This is a genomic window from Arenibacter sp. F20364 (assembly GCF_023015905.1).
GTDB lineage: Bacteria > Bacteroidota > Bacteroidia > Flavobacteriales > Flavobacteriaceae > Arenibacter.
Map to the genome: position 1 here is coordinate 184,634 of NZ_JALKBD010000001.1, position 23,403 is coordinate 208,036.

Annotated in this window: 20 protein-coding genes; 9 read left to right on the plus strand and 11 right to left on the minus strand. The window is 39.7% G+C overall.

Annotation, left to right across the window (positions count from 1 at the left end; genetic code table 11):
• Window positions 1-158: 158 nt before the first annotated feature.
• The 4 genes from MWU84_RS00765 to pyrR all read right to left on the minus strand — a co-directional run bounded on the left by MWU84_RS00765 (window position 159) and on the right by pyrR (window position 3,019).
• Window positions 159-1,064 carry a ribonuclease Z gene (locus tag MWU84_RS00765; RefSeq protein ID WP_246896818.1) on the minus strand — a complete coding sequence of 302 codons (906 nt, stop codon included), beginning with the start codon at window positions 1,062-1,064 and terminating at the stop codon, window positions 159-161.
• Between the two features lie 146 nt (window positions 1,065-1,210).
• Complete coding sequence (locus MWU84_RS00770) at window positions 1,211-1,543, minus strand: ribonuclease Z (protein ID WP_246896821.1); 333 nt, start codon at window positions 1,541-1,543, stop codon at window positions 1,211-1,213.
• Between the two features lie 7 nt (window positions 1,544-1,550).
• On the minus strand, window positions 1,551-2,477 hold the full coding sequence (locus MWU84_RS00775; RefSeq protein ID WP_246896823.1) for an aspartate carbamoyltransferase catalytic subunit: 927 nt from the start codon (window positions 2,475-2,477) through the stop codon (window positions 1,551-1,553).
• Between the two features lie 2 nt (window positions 2,478-2,479).
• A complete protein-coding gene (gene pyrR / locus MWU84_RS00780; protein WP_246896825.1) occupies window positions 2,480-3,019 on the minus strand; it encodes a bifunctional pyr operon transcriptional regulator/uracil phosphoribosyltransferase PyrR in 540 nt (179 codons plus the stop codon).
• A 546-nt stretch (window positions 3,020-3,565) separates the two neighbouring features.
• Between pyrR and MWU84_RS00785 the strand changes: the two genes are divergently transcribed.
• Window positions 3,566-3,922 carry a hypothetical protein gene (locus tag MWU84_RS00785; protein WP_246896827.1) on the plus strand — a complete coding sequence of 119 codons (357 nt, stop codon included), beginning with the start codon at window positions 3,566-3,568 and terminating at the stop codon, window positions 3,920-3,922.
• Between the two features lie 610 nt (window positions 3,923-4,532).
• Here the strand turns inward: MWU84_RS00785 and rpsA are convergent.
• Complete coding sequence (gene rpsA / locus MWU84_RS00790; protein ID WP_246896829.1) at window positions 4,533-6,374, minus strand: 30S ribosomal protein S1; 1,842 nt, start codon at window positions 6,372-6,374, stop codon at window positions 4,533-4,535.
• A 265-nt stretch (window positions 6,375-6,639) separates the two neighbouring features.
• On the opposite strand from rpsA, the gene MWU84_RS00795 reads away from it, so the two are divergent.
• Window positions 6,640-7,017: a LysM peptidoglycan-binding domain-containing protein gene (locus MWU84_RS00795; protein ID WP_110357789.1), complete on the plus strand. Its 378-nt coding sequence runs from the start codon at window positions 6,640-6,642 to the stop codon at window positions 7,015-7,017.
• A 110-nt stretch (window positions 7,018-7,127) separates the two neighbouring features.
• On the opposite strand, the gene cmk is transcribed toward MWU84_RS00795, so the two are convergent.
• Window positions 7,128-7,820, minus strand: coding sequence for a (d)CMP kinase (gene cmk, locus MWU84_RS00800; RefSeq protein ID WP_246896844.1), 693 nt, complete (start codon window positions 7,818-7,820; stop codon window positions 7,128-7,130).
• 213 nt (window positions 7,821-8,033) lie between these two features.
• On the minus strand, window positions 8,034-10,484 hold the full coding sequence (lon, locus tag MWU84_RS00805; protein WP_246896852.1) for an endopeptidase La: 2,451 nt from the start codon (window positions 10,482-10,484) through the stop codon (window positions 8,034-8,036).
• Between the two features lie 217 nt (window positions 10,485-10,701).
• Here lon and MWU84_RS00810 point away from each other — a divergent pair, with 217 nt between their 5' ends.
• From MWU84_RS00810 to MWU84_RS00825, 4 genes are read left to right on the plus strand one after another with little or no spacing between them, the layout of a single operon-like run.
• On the plus strand, window positions 10,702-11,265 hold the full coding sequence (locus tag MWU84_RS00810) for an RNA polymerase sigma factor (protein ID WP_246896854.1): 564 nt from the start codon (window positions 10,702-10,704) through the stop codon (window positions 11,263-11,265).
• Window positions 11,255-11,815 carry a hypothetical protein gene (locus tag MWU84_RS00815; protein ID WP_246896856.1) on the plus strand — a complete coding sequence of 187 codons (561 nt, stop codon included), beginning with the start codon at window positions 11,255-11,257 and terminating at the stop codon, window positions 11,813-11,815. Before MWU84_RS00810 ends, MWU84_RS00815 begins: the two co-directional genes overlap by 11 nt.
• Complete coding sequence (locus MWU84_RS00820) at window positions 11,796-12,887, plus strand: hypothetical protein (protein WP_246896858.1); 1,092 nt, start codon at window positions 11,796-11,798, stop codon at window positions 12,885-12,887. The genes MWU84_RS00815 and MWU84_RS00820 overlap by 20 nt, the downstream gene beginning before the upstream one ends.
• 17 nt (window positions 12,888-12,904) lie before the next feature.
• Complete coding sequence (locus tag MWU84_RS00825; protein ID WP_246896860.1) at window positions 12,905-13,615, plus strand: head GIN domain-containing protein; 711 nt, start codon at window positions 12,905-12,907, stop codon at window positions 13,613-13,615.
• Window positions 13,616-13,730: 115 nt separating this feature from the next.
• Here the strand turns inward: MWU84_RS00825 and MWU84_RS00830 are convergent, their stop codons facing one another.
• The 4 genes from MWU84_RS00830 to glgB all read right to left on the minus strand — a co-directional run bounded on the left by MWU84_RS00830 (window position 13,731) and on the right by glgB (window position 20,372).
• A complete protein-coding gene (locus MWU84_RS00830; RefSeq protein ID WP_246896862.1) occupies window positions 13,731-15,056 on the minus strand; it encodes an MFS transporter in 1,326 nt (441 codons plus the stop codon).
• Between the two features lie 72 nt (window positions 15,057-15,128).
• On the minus strand, window positions 15,129-15,938 hold the full coding sequence (locus tag MWU84_RS00835; RefSeq protein WP_246896865.1) for a M48 family metallopeptidase: 810 nt from the start codon (window positions 15,936-15,938) through the stop codon (window positions 15,129-15,131).
• A 40-nt stretch (window positions 15,939-15,978) separates the two neighbouring features.
• Window positions 15,979-18,378: a glycoside hydrolase family 31 protein gene (locus tag MWU84_RS00840; protein ID WP_246896870.1), complete on the minus strand. Its 2,400-nt coding sequence runs from the start codon at window positions 18,376-18,378 to the stop codon at window positions 15,979-15,981.
• Between the two features lie 98 nt (window positions 18,379-18,476).
• Window positions 18,477-20,372, minus strand: coding sequence for a 1,4-alpha-glucan branching protein GlgB (gene glgB / locus MWU84_RS00845; protein ID WP_246896873.1), 1,896 nt, complete (start codon window positions 20,370-20,372; stop codon window positions 18,477-18,479).
• A 179-nt stretch (window positions 20,373-20,551) separates the two neighbouring features.
• On the opposite strand from glgB, the gene MWU84_RS00850 reads away from it, so the two are divergent.
• The 3 genes from MWU84_RS00850 to lpdA all read left to right on the plus strand — a co-directional run bounded on the left by MWU84_RS00850 (window position 20,552) and on the right by lpdA (window position 23,329).
• On the plus strand, window positions 20,552-21,127 hold the full coding sequence (locus MWU84_RS00850; protein WP_246896876.1) for a collagen-like protein: 576 nt from the start codon (window positions 20,552-20,554) through the stop codon (window positions 21,125-21,127).
• Between the two features lie 152 nt (window positions 21,128-21,279).
• Complete coding sequence (gene msrB, locus MWU84_RS00855; protein ID WP_246896878.1) at window positions 21,280-21,774, plus strand: peptide-methionine (R)-S-oxide reductase MsrB; 495 nt, start codon at window positions 21,280-21,282, stop codon at window positions 21,772-21,774.
• A gap of 163 nt (window positions 21,775-21,937) precedes the next feature.
• The gene (lpdA, locus tag MWU84_RS00860; RefSeq protein ID WP_246896880.1) at window positions 21,938-23,329 is read left to right on the plus strand and encodes a dihydrolipoyl dehydrogenase; all 1,392 of its coding nucleotides are present in this window, start codon (window positions 21,938-21,940) and stop codon (window positions 23,327-23,329) included.
• The last annotated feature ends 74 nt before the right edge of the window (window positions 23,330-23,403 follow it).

Below are 23,403 nucleotides of genomic sequence, written 5' to 3' on the forward strand. Positions count from 1 at the left end.
AAAATTTATATCGTGAAAAGTTAATACACAAAATTGCACAAAACAAACTGAATCACGAAAAGTAAGCCAAATTATTTTGAACCCTTGATCCCCCAATAATTGGAATGGAAAAACATTTGGCAAGAAGGTCAGCAGACCAATTGTTGGTTGAGTTTAATTTAAAGATCAAACTCCTTCCCGTCGTCCGCAAGCTCAACATTTGGAAATATGCTTTTGGCCTCTTCCTTAAAAAGATCCAATGATTGGTACCTCGTTGAAAAATGCCCTAATATCAACTTCCCAACATTAGCCTCCCTTGCAATAGTAGCGGCCTCTTTGGCAGTGGCATGTTTTGTTTTTGGTGCCAATCTTTTTTCCGACTCCAGGAATGTGGCCTCATGATACAGTACATTCACCTCTTGGATCCAAGGAATAATTTTCTTTGAAAAGGCAGTATCACTACAAAAGGCATAACTCTTGGGAGCAGGCGGATCAAAGGTCAATAAGGCATTGGGTATTACCTTACCGTTGTCCAAAGTAATATCCATTCCGAGCTTAATATTCTGAAAGTAACATTTGTCTATTTCGTATTTGCCAACAGCGGCGATATTTAATTTTCGCTCCCCCAACTTCTCTTTAAATAAAAACCCATTGGTATACACCCTGTGTTCCAATGGAATTGTGGTTATGGATACCTTGTCGTTCTCATAAATCATTTCGGGTTCCAAGGAAGTTAATTCGTGGAAAATAAGAGGATAATTGGTCCATGAATCTCCCAATTTAAGAAATAGGGTAATCGCCTCTTTTATTCCTTTTGGGCCATAAATATGCAATTCACTTGTCCTGCCCAATAATCTAAAAGTTGATATTAATCCCGGTAAACCAAAAAAATGATCTCCATGAAGATGCGATATTAAAATATGATTAATCCTAGAAAACTTAATCTTGCTTTTTCGCAATTGCACCTGTGTACCTTCGCCACAATCTATTAAAAACAAATGATTCTTAATCTCAAGTACTTGTGATGTAGGATTGTTCAATGATCTTGGTGTTGCAGCATAACAACCCAATATGGTTAACTTCATAAAAATGAAATATTGAAAGTAGAAAATGGAAAGTCAAACTCTGATTGTTATATAGACTGCACCTAATTATCCGCCAAAACCAAATGTCTTAGACAGGCACTATCATTACAATCTTACTCCCACTATCACTTATAAATTATAAATTATTATAGCTCCAAATCCCTCTCGATATCCTCCATTTCTATAATATCCTTTGCCTCCTGAAGGGTCGGCACGACACAGATATTATCCGGAACCTCATCATAGGATACTTTTTCAGTGACCAACACAAAAGATTTTTTGGTTTTTCGATGTGCATCGGAGAACTCCAAAAATTCCAAAACATCATTGGAGGTAAGTTTTGAAAAGGAAAAAAGATTTACAATAATATGATCGTTCTTAATTTTAGGGTACACATCCCTAAAATTTGAAAGAAACTTATTTAAGGAGATATTCTCTTGGAGAACCGTGGTTACATTCCCTTCTTTATCCAAAATCATAAGCTTTTTATTTAATTTTTGAAGCCAACAAATAAATCACCGCCATACGTATGGCTACCCCATTTTCTACCTGGTTCAGTATGATGGACTGTTTTGAATCCGCTACATCACTGGTTATTTCTACCCCGCGGTTTATGGGTCCCGGGTGCATAATTACAATTTCCTTGTCCAAACTATTCAACAACGCCTTATTTACCCCAAACTGTTGGGTATACTCCCTTGTTGTAGGGAAATAACTAATATCCAGTCGTTCATTCTGAATACGAAGCATATTGGCTACATCGCACCAATTTAGAGCCTTGCGCAGATTGGTTTCCACCGAAACACCCAAGGATTCTATATGCTTGGGCAGTAAGGTTTTGGGTCCGCAAACCTTAACATTGGCACCTTGTAATTGCAAGGCAAATATATTGGAAAGTGCCACCCTTGAATGAAGAATATCTCCTACGATGACCACATTTTTCCCAGCTACATCCCCTAATTTTTCCCTGATGGAATAGGAATCCAACAGCGCTTGGGTAGGATGCTCATGGGCACCATCACCTGCATTGACTATGGCCGCCTTTACATGCTTGGACAGGAATATTCCCGCCCCTGGATTTGGATGGCGCATTACCACCATATCCACTTTCATGGATAGTATATTATTTACCGTATCAATCAAGGTTTCCCCTTTTTTAACAGAAGATTGAGCTGCCGAAAAATTAACAACGTCTGCGGACAACCTCTTTTCTGCCAATTCAAAGGAAAGTCGTGTTCGGGTACTGTTTTCGAAAAATATATTGGCTATGGTAATATCACGCAGGGAGGGAACTTTTTTGATAGATCGATTGATCACTTCCTTAAAATGATCCGCAGTTTCAAAAATGAGCTGAATATCCGATTCTTTCAGATATTTGATTCCCAACAAGTGTTTTACACTTAATTCGCCCATACCTATGTCTTTACTAAATATATTACGTCCTCCCCATCATTTTCCTCCCACATTACCTTAACCTTTTCCCCATTTATAGCATCTACTTGTCTCCCCCTATAATTGGGCTGTATAGGCAAATGCCTGCTGAAACGCCGGTCGATCAAAGTCAACAACTCAATTTCCAAAGGCCTTCCAAAAGATTGTATAGCCGTTAAAGCCGCCCTTATACTTCTTCCAGTATAAAGTACATCATCTATAAAAACAACTTTCTTATCCTCTACAAGAAAATCGATTTTGGTCTTGTTGGCTTCCAAGGTCTTATCGCCTCTTCTAAAATCATCACGATAAAATGTAATATCCAGGAATCCCAAATCTATTTTTTTTACCCCATAATCCTCCTTTAGGATCTTGGCAAGGCGCGATGCCAAAAATATCCCTCTAGGCTGTATGCCTATTAGAACAGTATTTTTAAAATCGAGATGGTTTTCTAATAATTGGCAAGCCAGGCGATGCAGGATAATATTTATTTCTTTGGAAGAAAGTAATACTTTTTGACTCATAGATGATTTGGCCAATGCTTTTGAACTACAAAAGTAGGGATTTCTATTTAATATTATGGATTGTATCGGGGTTTAAAGTTTGACTTAGTATTCAGTGCATAGTATTGGGTATTGAGATTGAAGAGTCGGCAGTAGGAAGTGGCAGTTGGCAGGGGGTCTGGTTCAAGGTTCAAGGTTTGTCCATTGTCCATGCCTATATAGCATTGACCGGTCGAGCCTGCCTATCGGTATACAGGCCTGCCAGGCCATAAGGCGAGCGCAGTCGAGAACTTTTACAGAAGCAGGCAGTGGCAGTTGGCAAGGGGTCCGGTTCAAAGTTCCTGGCTCAAGGTTCAAAGCATATTCCCCTCTTGAGAGGGGCCAGGGGTGTGTATGGGCGCACATTGAGTATTGCTACATTGATATATTTACAAATTAGCACATTGCCAAATTGCTACATTATTACATTGCTTCATTGACAAAACCCACTGTTGTTATCATTCCAGCCTCTGAGTATCAATTTAATAAGTCCAAATAATTTCTTACATTCAAACAAATTCAATTCCAGTGAAAGCAATTATACTAATTTTGTTTTTTCTGACAGTTTCCTGTTCCAATGATGATGGACCTATACCTGGATGTTATCAGGAAGAAAGTAGAAATAGAAGAATAATACACTTAATAAAAGAGGCTACAGGTACCATGCTTGGTCAACAATGCGGTGATGGTTCTTTCCTCCTTGACCCCGATTCAGAAAATCAAAGTGGTCCCTTAGGGCAGTTTTATCCATGTAACCTATTGGAGGAATTTCAGGTAGACGGTGTTAGGGTGGTGTTTAGCGGCTACCTATATGAATCGTTTGACACTGAGGATATATGCGCCGATCTTTTCGAGATTACCGAGATACGGTTGGCCGACCAATAATCAATTCATTCAATTAGCCTATTTTCACTTGGCTATCTATCTCAAGGTTCAGCTTGGTATTTGGTATAGTGTACATAGTATTGAGATTGAAGAGTCTTCAGTAGGCAGTTGCAGTTGACAGGGGGTCCGGTTCAAAGTTCCAGGCTCAAGGTTCAAGGTTCAAGGTTCAAAAAAACTCAATTGTCCGGTCGAGCCTGCCTATCGGTATACAGGCCTGCCCGGACGTAAGGCGGGCGCAGTCGAGAACTTTTACAGAAGCAGGCAGTGGCAGTTGGCAGGGGGTCCGGTTCAAAGTTCCAGGCTCAAGGTTCAAAGCATATTCCCCTCTTGAGAGGGGCTAGGGGTGTGTATGGGCGCGCATTAAGTATTGTTACATTGATAAATTTACAAATTAGCACATTACCAAATTGCTACATTATTACATTGCTTCATTTCCAAATTAATACATTGATACATTGCTAAATTAATACATTGATAAATTGCTAAATTGATACATTAACACATTGTTAAATTAATAAATCGCCGCATTGTTAAGGTCGAATTTCCAATTCGACCCAATAAAAAAGCCCTGACAAATGCCAGGGCTCCTTTTTATAAATAACCTAAACGCTTACTTCTTTTTCTTGTCGTTAGCTTCCATTTTATCTTTCAACGCTTGCAAAGCTTCGTTTGCGTCACCTAAAGTAGGTTTAGCTTCATCTGCAGATGCTGCAGCTTTTTTAACGGCAGCTTTTACATTACGTTGTTCCTCTTCTCTAAAGATAGCAGTGTGACTAGCTACAACCCTTTTGAATTCTTTATTGAATTCAATGATCTTGAACTCGGCCTCTTCACCTTTTACCAACTTCTTGCCATCTTCTTTTTCCAAGTGACGTGATGGTACGAAGGCAACGATATCCTCGTTAAAATCTATTGTTGCTCCTTTATCCACTATTTCAGCGATAGCTCCTTTGTGAACTGTATCCAATGCAAATTCAGTTTCGTACTTATCCCAAGGATTTTCAGTAGTCTGCTTATGTCCTAAACTTAGTTTACGACCTTCAACATCTAATTCCAACACTTCAACTTCCAAAGTATCACCTACGGTTACAAACTCGGATGGATGCTTAATCTTCTTGGTCCAAGAAAGATCGGAGATGTAGATCAATCCGTCTATTCCTTCTTCCAATTCAACAAACACACCAAAATTGGTGAAATTACGAACTATACCTTTATGCTTGGATCCAACAGGATATTTGCTAGTGATATCAGTCCATGGATCTGGAGTTAATTGCTTAATTCCAAGAGACATTTTACGGTCTTCCCTATCCAAGGTCAATACTACAGCTTCTACCTCGTCCCCAACTTTTACGAAATCCTGAGCGGAACGTAAATGTGTAGACCAAGACATTTCAGAAACGTGGATCAATCCTTCAACACCTTCTGCAACTTCGATAAATGCACCGTAGTCTGCAATAACAACTACCTTGCCTTTAACTTTGTCTCCAATTTTAATATCTTCGCTAAGAGCATCCCAAGGATGTTTCTCCAATTGCTTAAGACCTAACTGGATCCTAGATTTGTTCTCATCGAAGTCAAGGATAACAACATTTAATTTCTGATCCAATTCAACCACTTCATTTGGATGGTTGATCCTGCTCCAGGAAAGGTCGGTAATGTGTACCAATCCATCTACTCCACCAAGATCAATAAAGACACCATAAGAAGTAATGTTTTTAACAACACCTTCAAGTACTTGTCCTTTTTCCAACTGACCGATGATCTCTTTTTTCTGTTCTTCGATATCAGCCTCGATCAACGCCTTGTGCGAAACTACCACGTTTTTGAATTCATGGTTTATCTTAACCACTTTGAATTCCATAGTTTTGTTTACATATTGGTCGTAATCACGGATTGGCTTAACATCAATTTGAGAACCTGGCAAGAATGCCTCAATTCCAAAAACATCGACAATCATACCACCTTTGGTTCTGCATTTTACAAAACCACTAACAATCTCTTCCTTGTCATGGGCCGCATTTACGCGATCCCAAGCCATGATAGTTCTTGCCTTTCTGTGTGAAAGCACCAACTGTCCACTTTTATCCTCACGGATATCGATCAACACCTCTACCTTGTCACCTACTTTTAAGTCGGGATTGTATCGGAATTCGTTCAGTGAAATAACACCTTCAGATTTGGCATTAATATCAATAATGGCCTCACGTTCCGTAAGGTACACTACAGTTCCCTGTACTACTTCTTCGTCTGCAGTATCTACAAAGTTTTCAGCGACCAAATTTTCAAATTCCTTTAACTTGGAATCATCCACGCGCTCTATTCCTTGCTCGTACTTGTCCCAATCAAAATTCTCCAAAAACTCTTTTGGATCCTGAGCTGGGGTTTCTACTTTAGTTTCTTGTGTAGCTGCTGTAGTTTCTTCTACCTCAGCTGTTGTTTTTTCTTCAGCCATTTGCTGATTATAATTTGTATTCCATGGAGTAACAAGAGCTAACAATTACCACGGAAGATGTTATATTGATTTTCTTTTCGTTCCTTTTTCCTCTCGATGCTTTGCTAAAAAAGGAGTGCAAAAATACAACTAAAAAATGGTTTTACAAACCTAAAAATGAGATGAATGGAATTTCCTTGACTAATTTGCATAAATCGTTAAAAACTATGCCAAGAATCCCTATCTTAGAACTACAAATATTAACCGTTAAATAAATACTATTATTATGAGTGTCAAAGCAAAATATCAGGCTGTATTAAACCTTGGTGAGCAATTAAAAATAAAAGATGGGGACGTAAGCGAGGAAGCAGGTATTCTAAAAATTAAAGGGCAGGCGGCTACCCAATACGAAAAAAACCTATTGTGGGATAAAATAAAAGAATTGGGAGGTGAAAACCCTTCTGATATTAAAGCAAATATTACTGTTGCCGATGAAAGCGTTTACCACAGGCACACCGTAAAAAGCGGAGAGTCCCTTAGCAAGATCGCCAAAAAATACTACGGCGATCCAATGAAATACAAGAAAATTTTTGAAGCAAACACCAATATCTTAAAAAACCCGGATGTTATTCATCCAGATCAAGTCTTGGTCATCCCTAACTAGGAGCAGTGCCAAGTAAATTCGTGTAGAGTCGGGATGCTGTTGGCAAGGATACTTGCCTCCTTCCCGACTGCGCGCGAATCGATATTTCCAAGTTTTATAAGAAGAAATATCTATTTCCCTTCAATTTTACGGAGGGCAAAATTATGAATGCGTTCCAATTGCTCCTTTAAACCCATATCACTATTATCAAATTCTATAGCATCGTCAGCTTTACGCAAGGGTGAAAATTCGCGGTGGGAATCGATATAGTCCCGAGTTTGCACATTCTTCAACACTTCGTCATACGAAACCTTCTCTCCTTTATCCAAAAGCTCCTTATATCTTCTAAACGCCCTAGTCTCAGGACTAGCCGTCATAAAAATTTTAAATTCGGCATTGGGAAAGACCACAGTACCAATATCCCTACCATCCATGACAACACCTTTCTTCTTGCCCATTTCCTGCTGCATCCCTACCAATTTCAACCTAACTTTCTCAATGGTAGCAATCTTGCTCACTTGTTGGGAAACCGGCAAGGTCCGGATCTCATTCTCTACATTCTCTCCATTCAAATACATTTCTGAAAACCCAAGGGATTTGTTATAGACGAATTTTAGAGCTACTCCGGGAAGGGCATTTACCAATCCATCCAAATCGTCGGTTTCCCCGCCAATAAAACCTTCGCGCATAGCAAACAGTGTTACCGCCCTGTACATGGCTCCGGTATCTACGTAAACATAGTCCAATGCCTTTGCCAACTGTTTGGCTATAGTACTTTTTCCTGTAGATGAATATCCATCAATTGCAATAGTAATCTTTCCCATGGGTCTAAAAATAGTAAGAATTGCTCAATTCTAGAGTATTGACAAGCCTAAATGTTAACATGATATAAAGTGAAAGCCCCTAAACATGGACCCATCCGAAACAGCACAACCCCTATTCAATTATATTTCACTAGCCGATATCTTGGGTACAAAAACAAAAATACCTACTAATCTCCCAGTAGGTACTTTTGTCATATACATTTAAAAACCCTTTTAAAGTTCCTTTGGATTCTTTACGGACTCATTGGTAACAGCTAAATCTATTACCTCCTGCATATCTGTCACATAATGAAAGGTCAGCCCCTTTAAATAGTCCTCCTTGATCTCCAAAATATCCTTCCTGTTATCCTCACAAAGAATAATTTCTTTAATTTTTGCACGCTTTGCTGCCAGTATCTTCTCCTTTATTCCTCCCACGGGCAGCACTTTCCCCCTAAGGGTAATCTCACCTGTCATGGCCAAACTCTTTTTTATCTTTTTCTGGGTAAACAAGGACACTAAAGAAGTTAGCATTGTAATCCCTGCACTGGGCCCATCTTTTGGCGTAGCCCCTTCCGGAACGTGGATATGCACATTGTACTTATCAAATACCTCAGGATCTATACCGTACCGATCCGAATTGGATTTAATATACTCCATAGCTATCGTAGCAGACTCTTTCATAACGGTACCAAGGTTACCTGTAATAGTCAGATTCCCTTTTCCTCTTGACAAAATGGACTCGATAAAAAGAATATCACCACCAACGCTTGTCCAGGCCAATCCCGTAACTACCCCAGCAACTTCATTATTCTCGTATTTGTCCCTTTCCATACGCGCAGGTCCCAAAACCTTTTCTACATCTTCAAAGGAAACTTTTTGGTTATACTCCTCATCCATAGCAATGGATTTTGCAGCATGGCGCACCATTTTGGCTATTTGTTTCTCCAAAGACCTAACCCCGGACTCCCTGGTATATCCTTCCACAATTTTCTCCAATTGAGGCTTGCCTATCTTTAAATCCTTCACGCTTAGACCATGTTCCTTTAATTGTTTTGGCAACAAATGTCTTTTTGCAATTTCCACCTTTTCCTCAATGGTATACCCCGTTACGTGTATAATTTCCATCCTATCCCTTAGGGCAGGCTGTATTTCCGCCAAACTATTGGCGGTGGCAATGAACATAACCTTGGATAGGTCATAGCCCATTTCCAAAAAGTTATCATGGAATTCATTGTTCTGTTCCGGATCCAATACTTCCAACATAGCTGAGGAAGGATCACCTTGATGACTGTTGGACAATTTATCTATTTCATCCAATATAAATACGGGGTTCGATTTACCTGCCTTTTTAAGACTTTGGATAATTCTACCGGGCATGGCCCCGATATATGTTTTACGGTGACCACGAATTTCAGCTTCGTCCCTAAGACCTCCCAGTGAAATTCGCACATACTCCCTTCCCAAAGCCTCGGCCACGGATTTACCCAAAGAAGTCTTACCAACTCCTGGAGGTCCAAATAAGCAAAGGATAGGGGATTTCATATCATTTCGTAATTTTAGTACGGCCAGATATTCTATAATCCTTCTTTTTACATCTTCCAGTCCATAGTGATCCCTGTCCAATATTTTTTGGGCCCTTTTTAAATCGAACTTATCCTTGGAAAATTCGTCCCAGGGCAGGTCCAAAAACAGATCCAAATAGTTCCGTTGAATGGAATACTCAGCAACCTGGGGATTCATACGCTGCATTTTTGCCAATTCCTTTTCAAAATGCTCTGCAACGGCTTTGCCCCACTTCTTCTTTTTGGCCTTAGTTCGCATCTCATCCACTTCTTCCTCATAAGAAAGCCCACCCAATTCCTCTTGGATAGTTTTCATTTGCTGATGAAGATAGTACTCACGCTGTTGTTGATCCATATCACTTCGCACCTTGGACTGAATATCATTTTTCAGCTCCAACTTCTGCAGCTCTATGTTCATATATTTCAGTGTGGCCAACGCGCGATCCTGCAAACTGGCAATCTCCAACAAATCCTGCTTATCCTTTACACTTAGGTTAAGATTAGAGGAAACGAAATTGATCAAAAAAGAATCGCTTTGTATATTCTTAATGGCAAAAGAAGCCTCACTGGGGATATTGGGATTATCCCTAATAATCTGCAACGACAATTCTTTTATGGTATCTATAATTGCCCTAAATTCCTTGTCTTCACGCGAAGGCCTAACATCGGTCGTTTCCCTTACAGTAGCAGTAATATAAGGCTTTTCAGTAAGCACTTCGGCCACTTCAAATCGCTTTTTACCCTGAATGATTACAGTAGTGTTTCCATCGGGCATTTGTAGCACCCTTAAGATTCTTGCCACAGTTCCCAAGGTATTGATGTCCTTTACCCCTGGATTTTCTGTTTCCTCATCCTTTTGAGCTACCACACCAATAACCTTTGATCCGTTATTGGCATCCTTTATCAATTTAATGGATTTATCCCTTCCGGCTGTTATTGGAATAACAACTCCTGGAAACAAAACGGTATTCCGCAACGGCAATATAGGCAAGGTTTCAGGCAACTTTTCATTGTTAATTTCCTCCTCATCCTCAGGGGTCATCAAGGGTATTAATTCCGCATCCTCATCAATCCCATGTAATGACATGTTGTCAAATTGTATATTTTTTGTTTTAGCCATATTCTAATTTCGGTCATTCTGTCATTAAAAACAGAAAAATAATTTATATTTAATCCTTTGTACACTTCCTTTCCCTATAAAAATCAGGAGGTTGTGGATTCTAACATTTCCTTTTAATACTATTTGGGCAATTCTTATGCCAACAAGGAAAATCTTTTTATAAATAAACTGTAACAATCCCTAAATTACTCCATCTATTAAGCAAACCAATTCCTTTTTGAGCCTAGAAAAGAGACATATTGATGAGTTGATACCGTTGTGCCTGAACGGCAACCGGAACGCGCAACTAGAAATTTACAATCGCTATTACAAGGGAATGTACAATGTTTCCTACAGGATTGTAAAAGACAGTGCCAGTGCCGAGGATGTAATGCAGGAATCGCTTTTAAGTGCACTGACCAAACTCGACCAGTTTAAGGGAGAAGTTTCCTTTGGGGCCTGGCTAAAGCGAATTGTGGTCAACAATAGTATTCATCAATACAGAAAACGATTAAAACGTCAGGAAGTGGATCTTAACAATGTAATGTACAAGGTCGAAGACAATGATGGATATGTCCCAGATAATGGTATGATTGAACTGAAGGCTCAAAAAGTGATTGAAACCATGAAACTGTTAAAAGACAATTACAGAATTTCTTTGACCTTACATTTAATAGAGGGATATGACTACGAAGAAATAGGCGAAATAATGAATTTGAGTTATGCCAATTGCAGAACAATGATTTCAAGGGCCAAGGAAAGCCTAAGACAAAAATTAAATACGGTACACCATGGTAAATGATGACATAGAAAAACTGTTCGGGGAATTAAAGGGCTGCTTTGATATAGAGGAGCCGGTAGATGGGCATAGGCAAAGGTTCTTGGAAAAACTGGAAGCATCGTCGACAGTGGCAAATAAAACCAAAAAGATACGTTGGGGATGGAAACCAATATCCATAGCCGCCGCATTGCTTTTACTGTGCTCAATTGGATTCAATTTCTTTAGCGGATCCCCAAGCGTGCAGCAGCAGGTTTCGGAAATTTCTCCTGAAATCTCCAACACAGAATTTTACTTTGCCAGTGTAATAGAGGAACAGGTGAAAAAAATGCAGGGCAAAAGTACGCCCGAGACACAAAAATTGATCGATGATACCATGACCCAACTCAGGACTTTGGACAGCGATTACAAAAAGATGGTGCAAGACCTATTGGATGGAGGAAATAGCAAAATGATACTTAGTGCCATGATTACCAATTTTCAGACAAGAATAGATCTATTAAATGAAGTACTGGAACAAATTGAAGAAATTAAAAATTTTAAAAACTACAAAAATGAAAATATTACGGCTTAAATACATACTCGCCTTATTATGGCTTATTCCTGCAATATCCTTTTCAAGCAATGAAATGCCCCGAGGGAAGTATACCAAGGAAAAGACCATTAAAAAAGAGTATAGGGTTAATATGGATGCCATATTGAAAATTGATAATAGCTATGGTAATTTAAATATAAGTTCTTGGAACGAAGATAGGGTAACCATAGAGGTCCACATCAAGACCACGGGCGACAATGAAGACAAAGTACAGCGCAAGCTAGATGGAATTATGGTTGATTTTGAGGCCAGCAATAAAATGGTTTCCGCCACCACGGTCTTTAACAAGGAGAAAAATAGCTGGGGATGGAGCTGGGGCAATACCAATAATGTAAATATGCAGGTGAACTATACAGTTAGAGTCCCCATAAAGAACAATGTTAATCTTAGCAACGATTACGGTAGTATTATTTTGGACAGAATAGACGGCCACGCCAAAATTAATTGCGACTATGGCCGATTGGAAATTGGTGAATTGCACGGCAGAAGCAACCAATTAACCTTTGATTATACTTCCAAATCTACCATCGGTTATATAAACAGTGGCAAAATCAACGCGGATTATTCTGGTTTTACCATTGAAAAAGCAGGAAATCTGGATATTAATGCCGACTATACCAATGCCACGATACAGGCCATAGAAGACCTCTCCTATGTTTGCGATTATGGAAATTTGGAAATAGGGGAAGCCAAAAATATTCAAGGCAATGGAGATTATATAAATGTACGTTTAGGGACAATACACGGTAACGTGGATATAAAATCGAGCTACGGATCCGTGAAGATTGATAAAATGGCATCCGACGCCAAAAACCTTCAAATAAACAGCGATTATACCGGCATAAAAATAGGTTATTCACAAGAATATCACTTCAATTTTGAAATTGACACGGAATATGCAGGAGTAAAGGGCAAAGACGATTTCGAAATAAATATAAGCAAGGAAAAATCGAACCAAATATACTATAAAGGCTATCATGGAAGTCAGAGCAATGGCAATCTAATGTCTATAACCAGCAAATACGGTGGAATATCGTTCACTAAAAAATAACTATAAAAAACAGAAAAATGAAACACCTAGCAACCTCTCTTTTTTTACTCCTGTCCCTTAGCTGCATTAGTGCACAGAAAAACAACCGCGGAAACATGACCACCGTGGTAAGGTCCACACCAAGCTATGATCACATCGCTATATCCGGTTCTTTTGATATTGAATTAGTGGATGGCCAAGAAGGTGAAATAACCTTGGAAGGGGAAGAAAATATATTGAACCATATTATTACAGAAGTAAAAGGCAATAAATTGAATATCAGGTTCAAGAAAGGCTTTCCCAATAGAACGTATTGGAAAAAGCAAGTTTCCATAACCATTCCCATAGAGAGTATAAATGGACTGTCATTGTCCGGATCAGGGGATATTGTTGGAAACAAGAGCATAAAAACAGACTATTTTGAAACCTCTATGTCCGGTTCAGGTGATATAGCTCTAATTTTGGAGGCCAATTCCGTAAAAGCCAGCATGTCCGGATCCGGCGACATAACCCTAAGCGGTAATACAAATAATTTAGAAGTATTTATTTCCGGTTCCGGGGATATCAAAGCCTACGACCTAATTGCCGATAATGTTGATGCTACGGTTTCCGGTTCAGCAAATGTGGAGGTAACTGCCAATAAAAGTATCAACGCAAAAGTATCCGGGTCGGGGGATATAGATTATCGCGGGAACCCTGAAAAAATTAGCTCTAAAGTTTCTGGTAGCGGGGACATCACGGAACATTAAAGGGAAGCATTATTCTTCTACCGTTTAAATGACCAAAGGCATAGTTCTTTAGTAGGAACCAACCCAAAATGAAGGGGCGCAAGTGATTTATACACTGTAGTGATCGCAAAACTTACTATTCCCCAACCTTATTTACCCTAGTCAGAAGAAAAGCCCCTACCATAAAGAACAATCCCAGTAAAATAATGGCATATCGCATACTTCCAAAATATTGGGCAGCGAAACCATATAAAAAGGTCCCTATAACAATTCCGATCTTTTCCGCCACATCATAAAAACTGAAAAAAGATGCCGTATCTATAGTTTCAGGGATATATTTGGAATAGGTGGATCGGGAAAGTGCCTGAATCCCCCCCATGACGATTCCGACGCAGCCTGCCGCAATATAAAAATCAATAGGTGTAATCAGAAAATAGGCATAAATACATATCAATACCCACAGCATATTTACCACGATTAGTGTCATAATATTACCAAAGGCCTTGGAAGCCCTAGCTGTAAGTATTGCCCCTGCAATAGCCACAAGCTGAATAAGAAGGATACTAATTATCAATCCCGTTGTTCTTTCGGAATCCGAAGTCCATTGAATCTCTTCCTCCCCGAAATAAGTGGCAATCAGCATCACCGTCTGCACTGCCATACTATAAATAAAAAATGCGGCCAAATATCGCTTCAATTTTATTTGTCCCCCCATCTGCAGCCAAACATTTTTTAACTCCTTAAATCCATTAAGAACTATATGCTGCCTTAGCCCTTCCCTTTTAAACCCCTTGGGAAGAAAATAAAAAGTGTACTGTGAAAAACCTATCCACCAAAGGCCTACGGTTAAAAAAGAATACCTCATAGCCTTAATTTCCGCAATCCCGTAGGTGTCTGTTTCAATCCCAAAGAGATTGGGCTTCATGACCATAGCCAAATTCAACAGCAGTAAAATAACACTGCCTATATATCCCAATGAAAATCCTTTTGCACTAATACGGTCCTGTTGGCGAGGATAAGCAATATCCGGCAAGTAGGAGTTATTAAAGGCAAAACTTACCCAAAACCCCACTAATCCAAAAAAATAACAAACAAGACTGAAATAAATATTCTCTAGGGAAAACCAATATAACCCTAGGCAGGATAATGCCCCCAGGTAACAAAATAATTTCATAAAGAGCTTTTTGTTCCCCAGATAGTCGGCAATACCGGACAAAATTGGGGTTATAACCGCTATAAACAAAAAAGCTGCTGAGGTTACATAGCTTATCAGGGGTGCCCTAGCAATTTCTCCCCCAAAAACAACCACTTTCTCTATTCCTGCCTCACGAAACAAGGCCCCATAAAAAATAGGAAATATTGCCGAAGAAATTACGAGACTATAAACAGAATTCGCCCAATCATAAAATGCCCAAGCGTTTAATAATTTTTTACTGCCCTTAACAGGAAGGATTCTGGTCATAAGCAAAAAAAGCTGCTCCTTTAAGAGCAGCTTCCCAATTGAAATTAATACTTAATATTTTTTTACCTATCACTATTGAAAAGAGGTAACTCCAAATTTAGCAGCTTCTTGTCTTGCCAAAGGCGCCCATTCCGTTAGGTTGGCAATACGGGTTTCATTGGAAGGGTGGGTACTTAAAAACTCCGGTGGTGCACCACCTCCACTATTGGCCTGCATCCTCTTCCAAAGTTCCGCAGCCTCATCTGGGTTATATCCAGCAATGGCCATAATTTGCAAACCTATTCTATCAGCTTCCGTTTCATGACTTCTACTAAAAGGAAGCATTACCCCAACTTGGGAACCAATACCATAAGCTTGGTTGAATATATTTCTTTTCTGCTCGTCCTGTATAACCACATTACCGGCCACAGCACCCAATTGCTGTAAAGTCCCTGCACTCATTCGTTGCGCCCCATGGTCTGCCAAAGCATGGGCTACCTCATGGCCCATGACCACCGCAACCCCGGTTTCTCCATTACATATTGGAAGTATCCCGGTATAAAAAACAATTTTACCCCCCGGCATACACCAGGCATTCACGGTTTCATCATTCACCAAATTATATTCCCACTTGTAATCTTTTAAATAGCCAGGGTACCCGTTGGCAGTTAACCATCGCTCGGCTGCAGCTGCAATGCGTTGACCTGTTTTGGTTATCATTTTTGCATCTTCCGTTCCAGTTATAACCTTATTCTCTCCTAGAAATTCGTCATATTGGGCAAATGCCGTGGGGAAAATTTGACTATTTGGATAAAAATTCAAAACCTTTTGCCCGGTAAAAGGATTGGTCTTACAGGCCGCAACCCCTAAAAAGACCATTATAATTAAAACTATTTTTTTCATCTTAACATTAGATATTTATTCGTAGAAAATTACAAAAAATTTACGCGCCAATAATGTGCAATAAAGTAAAATCCTTACTGATATGAATATTATTGCTTCCGTTTAATTTAACATCCTTTAAATTCACAATCTCATTATCTACCTGTATTTGCTTGATTTTAAAAGGCAATCCATGAAGATTCATCTTTAAAGTTTTATAGGTGGTTACAAAACTGCCGTCCTTAAACTGTTGAATAAGCAGTTCTTTACCTTTTCCTTTTAAATTAAAGTTTCTGAGGCTATACCTACCTTTTTTGTAATCATAACCATCCTGGCCATCCTCATATACAGTTGAAGTTTCCACTCCATTTTTAAAGTACACATCCAAAACCAATTCTTTTATTTCCAGTTCACCAACGTATTGCTGAACCGGGTATTTTGGTATCATGGCCCCTTCCTTAATAAAGATTGGAATTTTGTCCAGACCGGCAACAACCCATTTCTCCATACCGCCAACCACTGCTTCATTTGTCCAATAATTGTACCAAGTTCCTCTGGGCAAATACATTCTTCTACCTTGGGCATTGGGTTCATGAACCGGGCATACCAAGATTTGCTCCCCAAAAATAAATTCATCGGTCCTAAAATGCGTCTGATGATCTTCTTGATCAAAATGCACCAAGGGTTTCAACATGGGCACCCCTTCTTTGGAATACCTGTAGAACATAGTGTACAGGTAAGGTAAAAGTTGATAGCGCAATTCAATAAATTTACGCACAATGTTGGTTACCTCATCATCAAATGACCATGGTTCCTGATCCCCGTGATCTCCACTGGAATGCACCCTACAAAAAGGGTGAAAAACCCCTAATTGGATCCATCTTGCAAACAGCTCTCCATTGGGCTGTTCCGCAAACCCCCCAATATCCGAGCCTACAAACGAATATCCACTCATGCACATACGTTGGGCCTGTACATTCGCTATCCATAAATGTTCCCATGTGGCAACATTATCGCCGGTCCATGTAGAGGAAAACCTTTGGGTCCCTGCAAATGCAGCCCTGGTAATCACAAAAGGTCTCTTTGGATAAACGTACTTTTTAATTCCCTCATAGGTAGCACGGACCATCTGCATTCCATATACATTATGCGCTTTTCTATGGGAGCAAGGATGTCCATCATAATCATGACGGGTATCCAAAGGTGCCGTCTTAGTGGGCACCTCCATAACGGCAGGTTCGTTCATATCGTTCCAAACCGCATGAACGCCTATTTCCGACATCATTTCCTTATAAAGTTCGGCCCACCATTCCCTTACCTTGGGATTGGTAAAATCCGGGAAATTACATTCCCCTGGCCATACCTTGCCTTTCATAAAAGCGCCATCGGCCCGTTTGCAGAAATAATCATTCTCTATGGCCTCCTGATATACCCAATAATCCTTGTCTATCTTTATCCCTGGATCTATCATTACAACCGTCTTGAATCCTTTCTCCTCCAAATCCGAAATCATTTTTTTCGGATTTGGAAAACGTGATTTGTCCCATGTAAAACATCTGAATCCATCCATATAATCGATATCCAGATAAATAGCATCACATGGAATCCTCATTTTCCTAAAATTCTTGGCTATTGACCTAACGTTACTTTCAGGATAGTAGCTCCATTTGGATTGATGGTAACCCATAGCCCACATAGGAGGCAACTCCGGTGTGCCTGTTAAATTCGTATATGCTCTGACCACTTGGCTCATTTGGGGACCGTAAATAAAATAATAATTCATCTCCCCCCCATCTGCCCAAAAGCTGGTTACATTTCGCCGTTCATGCGCAAAATCAAAATTTGTTTTAAAGGTATTGTCAAAGAAAATACCGTAGGATTTATTGTTGTGCAGGCCGATAAAAAAAGGAATTGCCTTGTACAATGGATCTTGGTCCTTTCCATAGGCATATTGATCCGTTACCCAATTACTTACACGTTTCCCTTTAAGGTTGGAATGCGTAGCCTTATCACCCAAACCATAGAAACTCTCGGCATTTTGGGTAATCTTGCTCATTTTTACGGAATTGCCCCCAAACTCATAATTCTCTTCCCAATGAAAACCAAGCTCATCCTCACTAATGATATTGCCCTCTAGATCCGAAATCTGGGTCCTCAGGGTCTTTTTATCTACAAGTACTTTCAGTTTGGCCGAATATACCAAATATTCGGTAGGAGTCTCCTCCACCTTAAGGTGATTAAACCCTACACTTACATCTTCACTGATGGCATATGAAAAATCGGGCTCAAAAATATTTTCGGTAGCGTATCTAAATCTGAATATACTATCCCGCAAAATTGTCATCTCCAAAATGACACCGTTGGCGGTAGTAAAATACAATTTATCCGTGTCCCTATGATAATCAACAATTGTATTGGGATATAAATTGCCTTTGTACTCAAGTTCGGTATTAGTGATCATGGGTGGTTATTTTTGCGAATACAAAAAAAGTACATTCATGCGAATTAAAGAAATGATATGCAGTGCAATTATCCTCAATACTGTTATAATACTTAAAATCACTTAAAAACGACCACTCCAAGAGGTGGAATGCTGATTTCCACGGATTTATCATATCCATGCCAAGCGGTTTTACCAATTTTCAATGTGCCGTTTTTCATTCCGCTACCGCCATATTTTTTGTCATCACTATTGAAAATTTCCTTTAATTGACCAGTTTTAGCAACTCCCATTCTATATTTTTCCCTGGGAACCGGGGTAAAATTACAGGCTACATAGATATTCTTCTTGGGATCTGTTCCTTTTCTAATATAGGTCAAGACGGAATTTTGATGATCTCCATAATCTATCCACTGAAAACCTTCTGGGCTAAATTGTTTCTCATACAGGGCTGGATACTCTTGATATAAGGTGTTCAAGTCCTTCACCAATTTTTGGATTCCACTATGGAAATCATATTGTAAAAGATGCCAGTCCAGACTTTTTTGAAAATTCCATTCGGAAGATTGACCGAATTCCCCGCCCATAAAAATTAAATTGGCACCTGGATGGGTATACATGTATCCAAAAAGCAGCCTCAAGTTGGCAAAACGTTGCCATTCGTCCCCAGGCATCCTATACAATAGGGACTGCTTACCATAAACCACTTCATCATGGGAAAAGGGAAGCATAAAATTCTCCGTAAAGGCATAGGTTGCACTAAAGGTCAAATCGTTTTGATGGTGCTTCCTATAAATGGGTTCCTTTTTAAAATATTCCAAGGTATCATGCATCCATCCCATCATCCATTTCATTCCAAAACCAAGCCCCCCCATGCTTACGGGTTTAGATACCATTGAAAAAGAGGTAGATTCTTCTGCGATCATCTGTATTCCATCAAAATTGGAATAAACAGTTTCATTTAGTTCCCTTATAAAGGAAATAGCCTCTAAATTCTCGTTATTACCGTACATATTGGGCTCCCATTGACCATCATCCCTGGAATAATCCAAATACAACATGGACGCTACCGCATCTACACGTAGGGCATCGGCATGGAATTGATCTAGCCAAAACATGGCATTACTGATCAAAAATGCCCTTACCTCATTTCTACCGTAATTAAATATCAAACTTTTCCAATCGGGATGATACCCCCTTCTTCTATCGGGATGCTCATAAAGGTGTGAGCCATCAAAAAATCCTAAACCATGGGCATCTTCGGGAAAATGCGAAGGCACCCAATCCAATATGACCCCAATTCCATTTTGATGCAATGCATCTACCAATAATTTAAACCCTTCGGGTTTACCAAAACGAGAGGTAGGGGCAAAATAACCGGTTAACTGATATCCCCATGATGGATCATATGGATACTCCATAACGGGCATAAATTCCACATGTGTAAAATTCATCTCCTTCACATAGTTCACCAAATCCTCGGCAAATTCCGCATAGGTCAAATAATCGTTATTGGATTTTCGCTTCCAAGACCCCAAATGCACCTCATAAACAGCATATGGCTTGTCCAGGGCATTTTTTTCCTTTCTGTTCTTCATCCATGTTCCGTCTCCCCATTGGTGCTTATCTTCCCAGACTATAGAGGCGGTCATTGGTGGGTGTTCACAGCTCCTAGCAAATGGATCTGCCTTTTCCGTAACCACCCCGTGATTTGTGGAATGGATAATATATTTATACAAAGTACCCTTCTCCAATTCTGGGACAAATCCCTCCCAGATTCCACTACCATCCCAACGCACATGTAGATGATGATCCGCTTCGTACCAATTATTAAAATCGCCCACCACGGAAACTGACCTTGCGGATGGGGCCCATACAGCAAAATAAGTACCTTTAACTCCATTGACCTCTATAAGATGGGACCCCAACTTTTCGTACAATTTAAAATGTTTACCCGCCTTAAAAAGGTTGATATCAAATTCTGTAAATAAACTATGGGATACTACTTTGGTCATGATTACGTTATTTAGTACACTGTTTGGACTACTTTGGTTCGTAACTTCAATATACGAACAGTAAGATTTAACTAAAACCTAACTTTGCAAGTATAGATATAAAAATTGGAACGCTTTTTGAAACTAGTTAAAAATACAATAACATTTATAGAATTTGATTAAACTCTAAAATAATTATTATGAAAAAAGTTACCTTATTATTCGGCACATTAATAGCTCTATTTATTATCTCTTGTGAAGGTCCTGCAGGACCTCCGGGATTCGATGGTTTTGACGGACAGGACGGACAGGACGGTGAGGATGGCATCCAAGGGCAGGTATTTGAAGTGGACAATGTTGACTTCAACTATGATGCAGGTGGGGACATTTATTCCTACATTATGACATTTTCTGATTTTACCAGTTTCCCAGTTTACGAATCCGATGCAGTTTTGGTATACCGGTATGATGGTTCTGTAGATTATCAAGACAATACAACTGCGGATGCGTGGAGCCTGATACCCCAAAATTTCTTTTTGCCAGAAGGAACCATACAATATACCAATGCACACACGTTCATAGATGTTGAGATTTTTATTGACGGAAATTTCAATCTTGCCAATTTAGATACGGCATTTACTGACAACCAGCTGTTTAGAGTTGTTATACTCCCCAGTGAATTTGCCGCGGCAAAACTGGACAAATCCAATATTAAAGCAGTAATGAGGACTATTGGTGTCGAAGAAAAAGACGTTAAGCGTTTTCAAACGAACTAAAATCACATTATTTTAAATCAAGCCCTTATTTCTTGAAGGAAATAAGGGCTATTTTTATAGTTTAAAACCTCCACTTAAAAATTCTCTTAAGTTATGAAGAAAGGATACCGCCATAATTTCGTCCAATTATAAAAAGTAAAAGAAACTACACTATGAAAAAATTAATATTTGCACTTTGTGTTGTATTTATAGGATGCAAAGGAACTTCTCAGGAAAAAGAGGCATCTAAAATGGATTCCAAGAAAAAAGAGCAGTTCAAAGTCACCAAAACTGAAGCAGCGTGGCGTGAACAGCTTACAGATATGCAGTTCTATGTCCTAAGAAAAGCTGGTACGGAAAACCCAGCGTCCAGTAAATTGCTGAACAACAAACAAAAGGGTGTTTACACCTGTGCTGCCTGTGGAACCGAACTTTTTAAAAGCGACCACAAATTTGATTCCGGCACGGGATGGCCAAGCTTTGATCGAGAAATTAAAGGAAATGTTGCCTATGACGTGGATTACGATCTAGGCTATGCCAGAAAAGAAGAACACTGCGCTACCTGTGGCGGTCATTTAGGCCATGTTTTTAACGATGGCCCAAAAAATACCACGGGCCAGAGGCATTGCATCAACGGTGCAGCACTAAACTTTGTGCCCGAAAAATAGGGACAAGCTTCAATTACATAATTAATTTACTACATTGGGCCGGCCATAACTTTTATAAGGGCCGGCCCTATTTATTCCAATTAATTTAAAAGGGCATCTGTGTGAATTCAGTATGGTTTTGTAACTTTGCCACTTCATAATTTATTTACCAAAAAAAATATAAATGAGCAATTTCGATATTATTGTATTAGGTAGTGGTCCTGGAGGTTATGTAGCCGCAATCAGAGCCTCTCAATTGGGATTTAAGACTGCCATTATAGAAAAAGAAAGTCTTGGTGGCGTATGTTTAAATTGGGGATGTATCCCTACCAAAGCATTATTGAAATCCGCTCAGGTTTTCGAATACTTGCTTCATGCAGCCGATTACGGATTAAAGGCCGAAGGTGTGGACAAGGACTTTAACGCTGTGGTCAAAAGAAGTAGAAACGTAGCGGAAGGAATGAGCAAGGGCGTTCAATTTTTGATGAAAAAAAACAAGATTGAAGTCATTAAAGGTTTTGGAACCCTAAAGCCCGGCAAAAAGGTAAGTGTAAAGTCGGACGATGGCAAAGAGACCGAGTATTCGGCCAATAACATCATTATTGCTACAGGCGCCCGAAGCAGGGAACTACCCAGTTTACCACAGGACGGCAAAAAAATTATAGGCTACCGTGAGGCTATGTCCTTGGACAAACAACCAAAGAAAATGCTCGTAGTGGGCAGTGGTGCCATAGGAATAGAATTTGCCTATTTTTATAACGCCATGGGAACAGAGGTAACCGTTGTAGAATTTTTGCCAAATGTAGTACCGGTAGAGGATGAAGAGGTTTCCAAACAACTGGAGCGCAGTCTTAAAAAGACCGGAATAAAAATTATGACCTCCTCCGAAGTGACCAAGGTAGACACCTCTGGTGATGGAGTTAAGGCAACTGTAAAAACGAGCAAGGGGGAAGAAATCCTTGAGGCCGATATTGTATTGTCTGCAGTGGGCATTAAGACCAATATCGAAAATATTGGTTTGGAAAATGTTGGTATTGCAACGGATAGGGATAAAATTTTGGTAAACGATTATTACCAAACCAATATTCCGGGGTACTTCGCCATTGGCGATGTAACACCGGGTCAAGCCTTGGCCCATGTTGCCTCTGCAGAAGGGATACTTTGCGTAGAGAAAATTGCGGATATGCATGTGGAGCCATTAGATTACGGTAACATTCCCGGATGTACCTATTGCACCCCGGAAATTGCATCTGTTGGACTTACCGAAAAACAGGCCATTGAAAAAGGTTACGAAATTAAAGTGGGCAAATTCCCATTTTCGGCCAGCGGTAAAGCCAGTGCTTCCGGAAACAAGGACGGCTTTGTAAAAGTAATTTTCGATGCCAAATATGGCGAATGGCTAGGATGCCATATGATCGGTGCCGGAGTTACAGATATGATAGCGGAGGCTGTGGTAGCGCGTAAATTGGAAACTACCGGACACGAGATCCTAAAGGCGGTACACCCCCACCCTACCATGAGCGAAGCGGTAATGGAGGCTGTTGCCCATGCCTATGGAGAAGTAATACACATATAAATTAAAGGACTATGTTCCTTTAACAATTTAGACCCGTTAGCTTTAAAACCTGACGGGTCTAATTAAATAATTAG

Bases quoted from the DNA above. Each gene is read 5' to 3' on its own strand.
- rpsA (WP_246896829.1), bottom strand. From the start codon at position 6,374: ATGGCTGAAGAAAAAACAACAGCTGAGGTAGAAGAAACTACAGCAGCT.
- MWU84_RS00770 (WP_246896821.1), bottom strand. From the start codon at position 1,543: ATGATTTTGGATAAAGAAGGGAATGTAACCACGGTTCTCCAAGAGAAT.
- MWU84_RS00765 (WP_246896818.1), bottom strand. From the start codon at position 1,064: ATGAAGTTAACCATATTGGGTTGTTATGCTGCAACACCAAGATCATTG.
- MWU84_RS00835 (WP_246896865.1), bottom strand. From the start codon at position 15,938: ATGAAAAAAATAGTTTTAATTATAATGGTCTTTTTAGGGGTTGCGGCC.
- MWU84_RS00815 (WP_246896856.1), top strand. From the start codon at position 11,255: ATGGTAAATGATGACATAGAAAAACTGTTCGGGGAATTAAAGGGCTGC.
- lon (WP_246896852.1), bottom strand. From the start codon at position 10,484: ATGGCTAAAACAAAAAATATACAATTTGACAACATGTCATTACATGGG.
- glgB (WP_246896873.1), bottom strand. From the start codon at position 20,372: ATGACCAAAGTAGTATCCCATAGTTTATTTACAGAATTTGATATCAAC.
- MWU84_RS00830 (WP_246896862.1), bottom strand. From the start codon at position 15,056: ATGACCAGAATCCTTCCTGTTAAGGGCAGTAAAAAATTATTAAACGCT.
- MWU84_RS00775 (WP_246896823.1), bottom strand. From the start codon at position 2,477: ATGGGCGAATTAAGTGTAAAACACTTGTTGGGAATCAAATATCTGAAA.
- MWU84_RS00795 (WP_110357789.1), top strand. From the start codon at position 6,640: ATGAGTGTCAAAGCAAAATATCAGGCTGTATTAAACCTTGGTGAGCAA.
- MWU84_RS00825 (WP_246896860.1), top strand. From the start codon at position 12,905: ATGAAACACCTAGCAACCTCTCTTTTTTTACTCCTGTCCCTTAGCTGC.
- pyrR (WP_246896825.1), bottom strand. From the start codon at position 3,019: ATGAGTCAAAAAGTATTACTTTCTTCCAAAGAAATAAATATTATCCTG.
- lpdA (WP_246896880.1), top strand. From the start codon at position 21,938: ATGAGCAATTTCGATATTATTGTATTAGGTAGTGGTCCTGGAGGTTAT.
- cmk (WP_246896844.1), bottom strand. From the start codon at position 7,820: ATGGGAAAGATTACTATTGCAATTGATGGATATTCATCTACAGGAAAA.
- MWU84_RS00840 (WP_246896870.1), bottom strand. From the start codon at position 18,378: ATGATCACTAATACCGAACTTGAGTACAAAGGCAATTTATATCCCAAT.
- MWU84_RS00820 (WP_246896858.1), top strand. From the start codon at position 11,796: ATGAAAATATTACGGCTTAAATACATACTCGCCTTATTATGGCTTATT.
- MWU84_RS00850 (WP_246896876.1), top strand. From the start codon at position 20,552: ATGAAAAAAGTTACCTTATTATTCGGCACATTAATAGCTCTATTTATT.
- msrB (WP_246896878.1), top strand. From the start codon at position 21,280: ATGAAAAAATTAATATTTGCACTTTGTGTTGTATTTATAGGATGCAAA.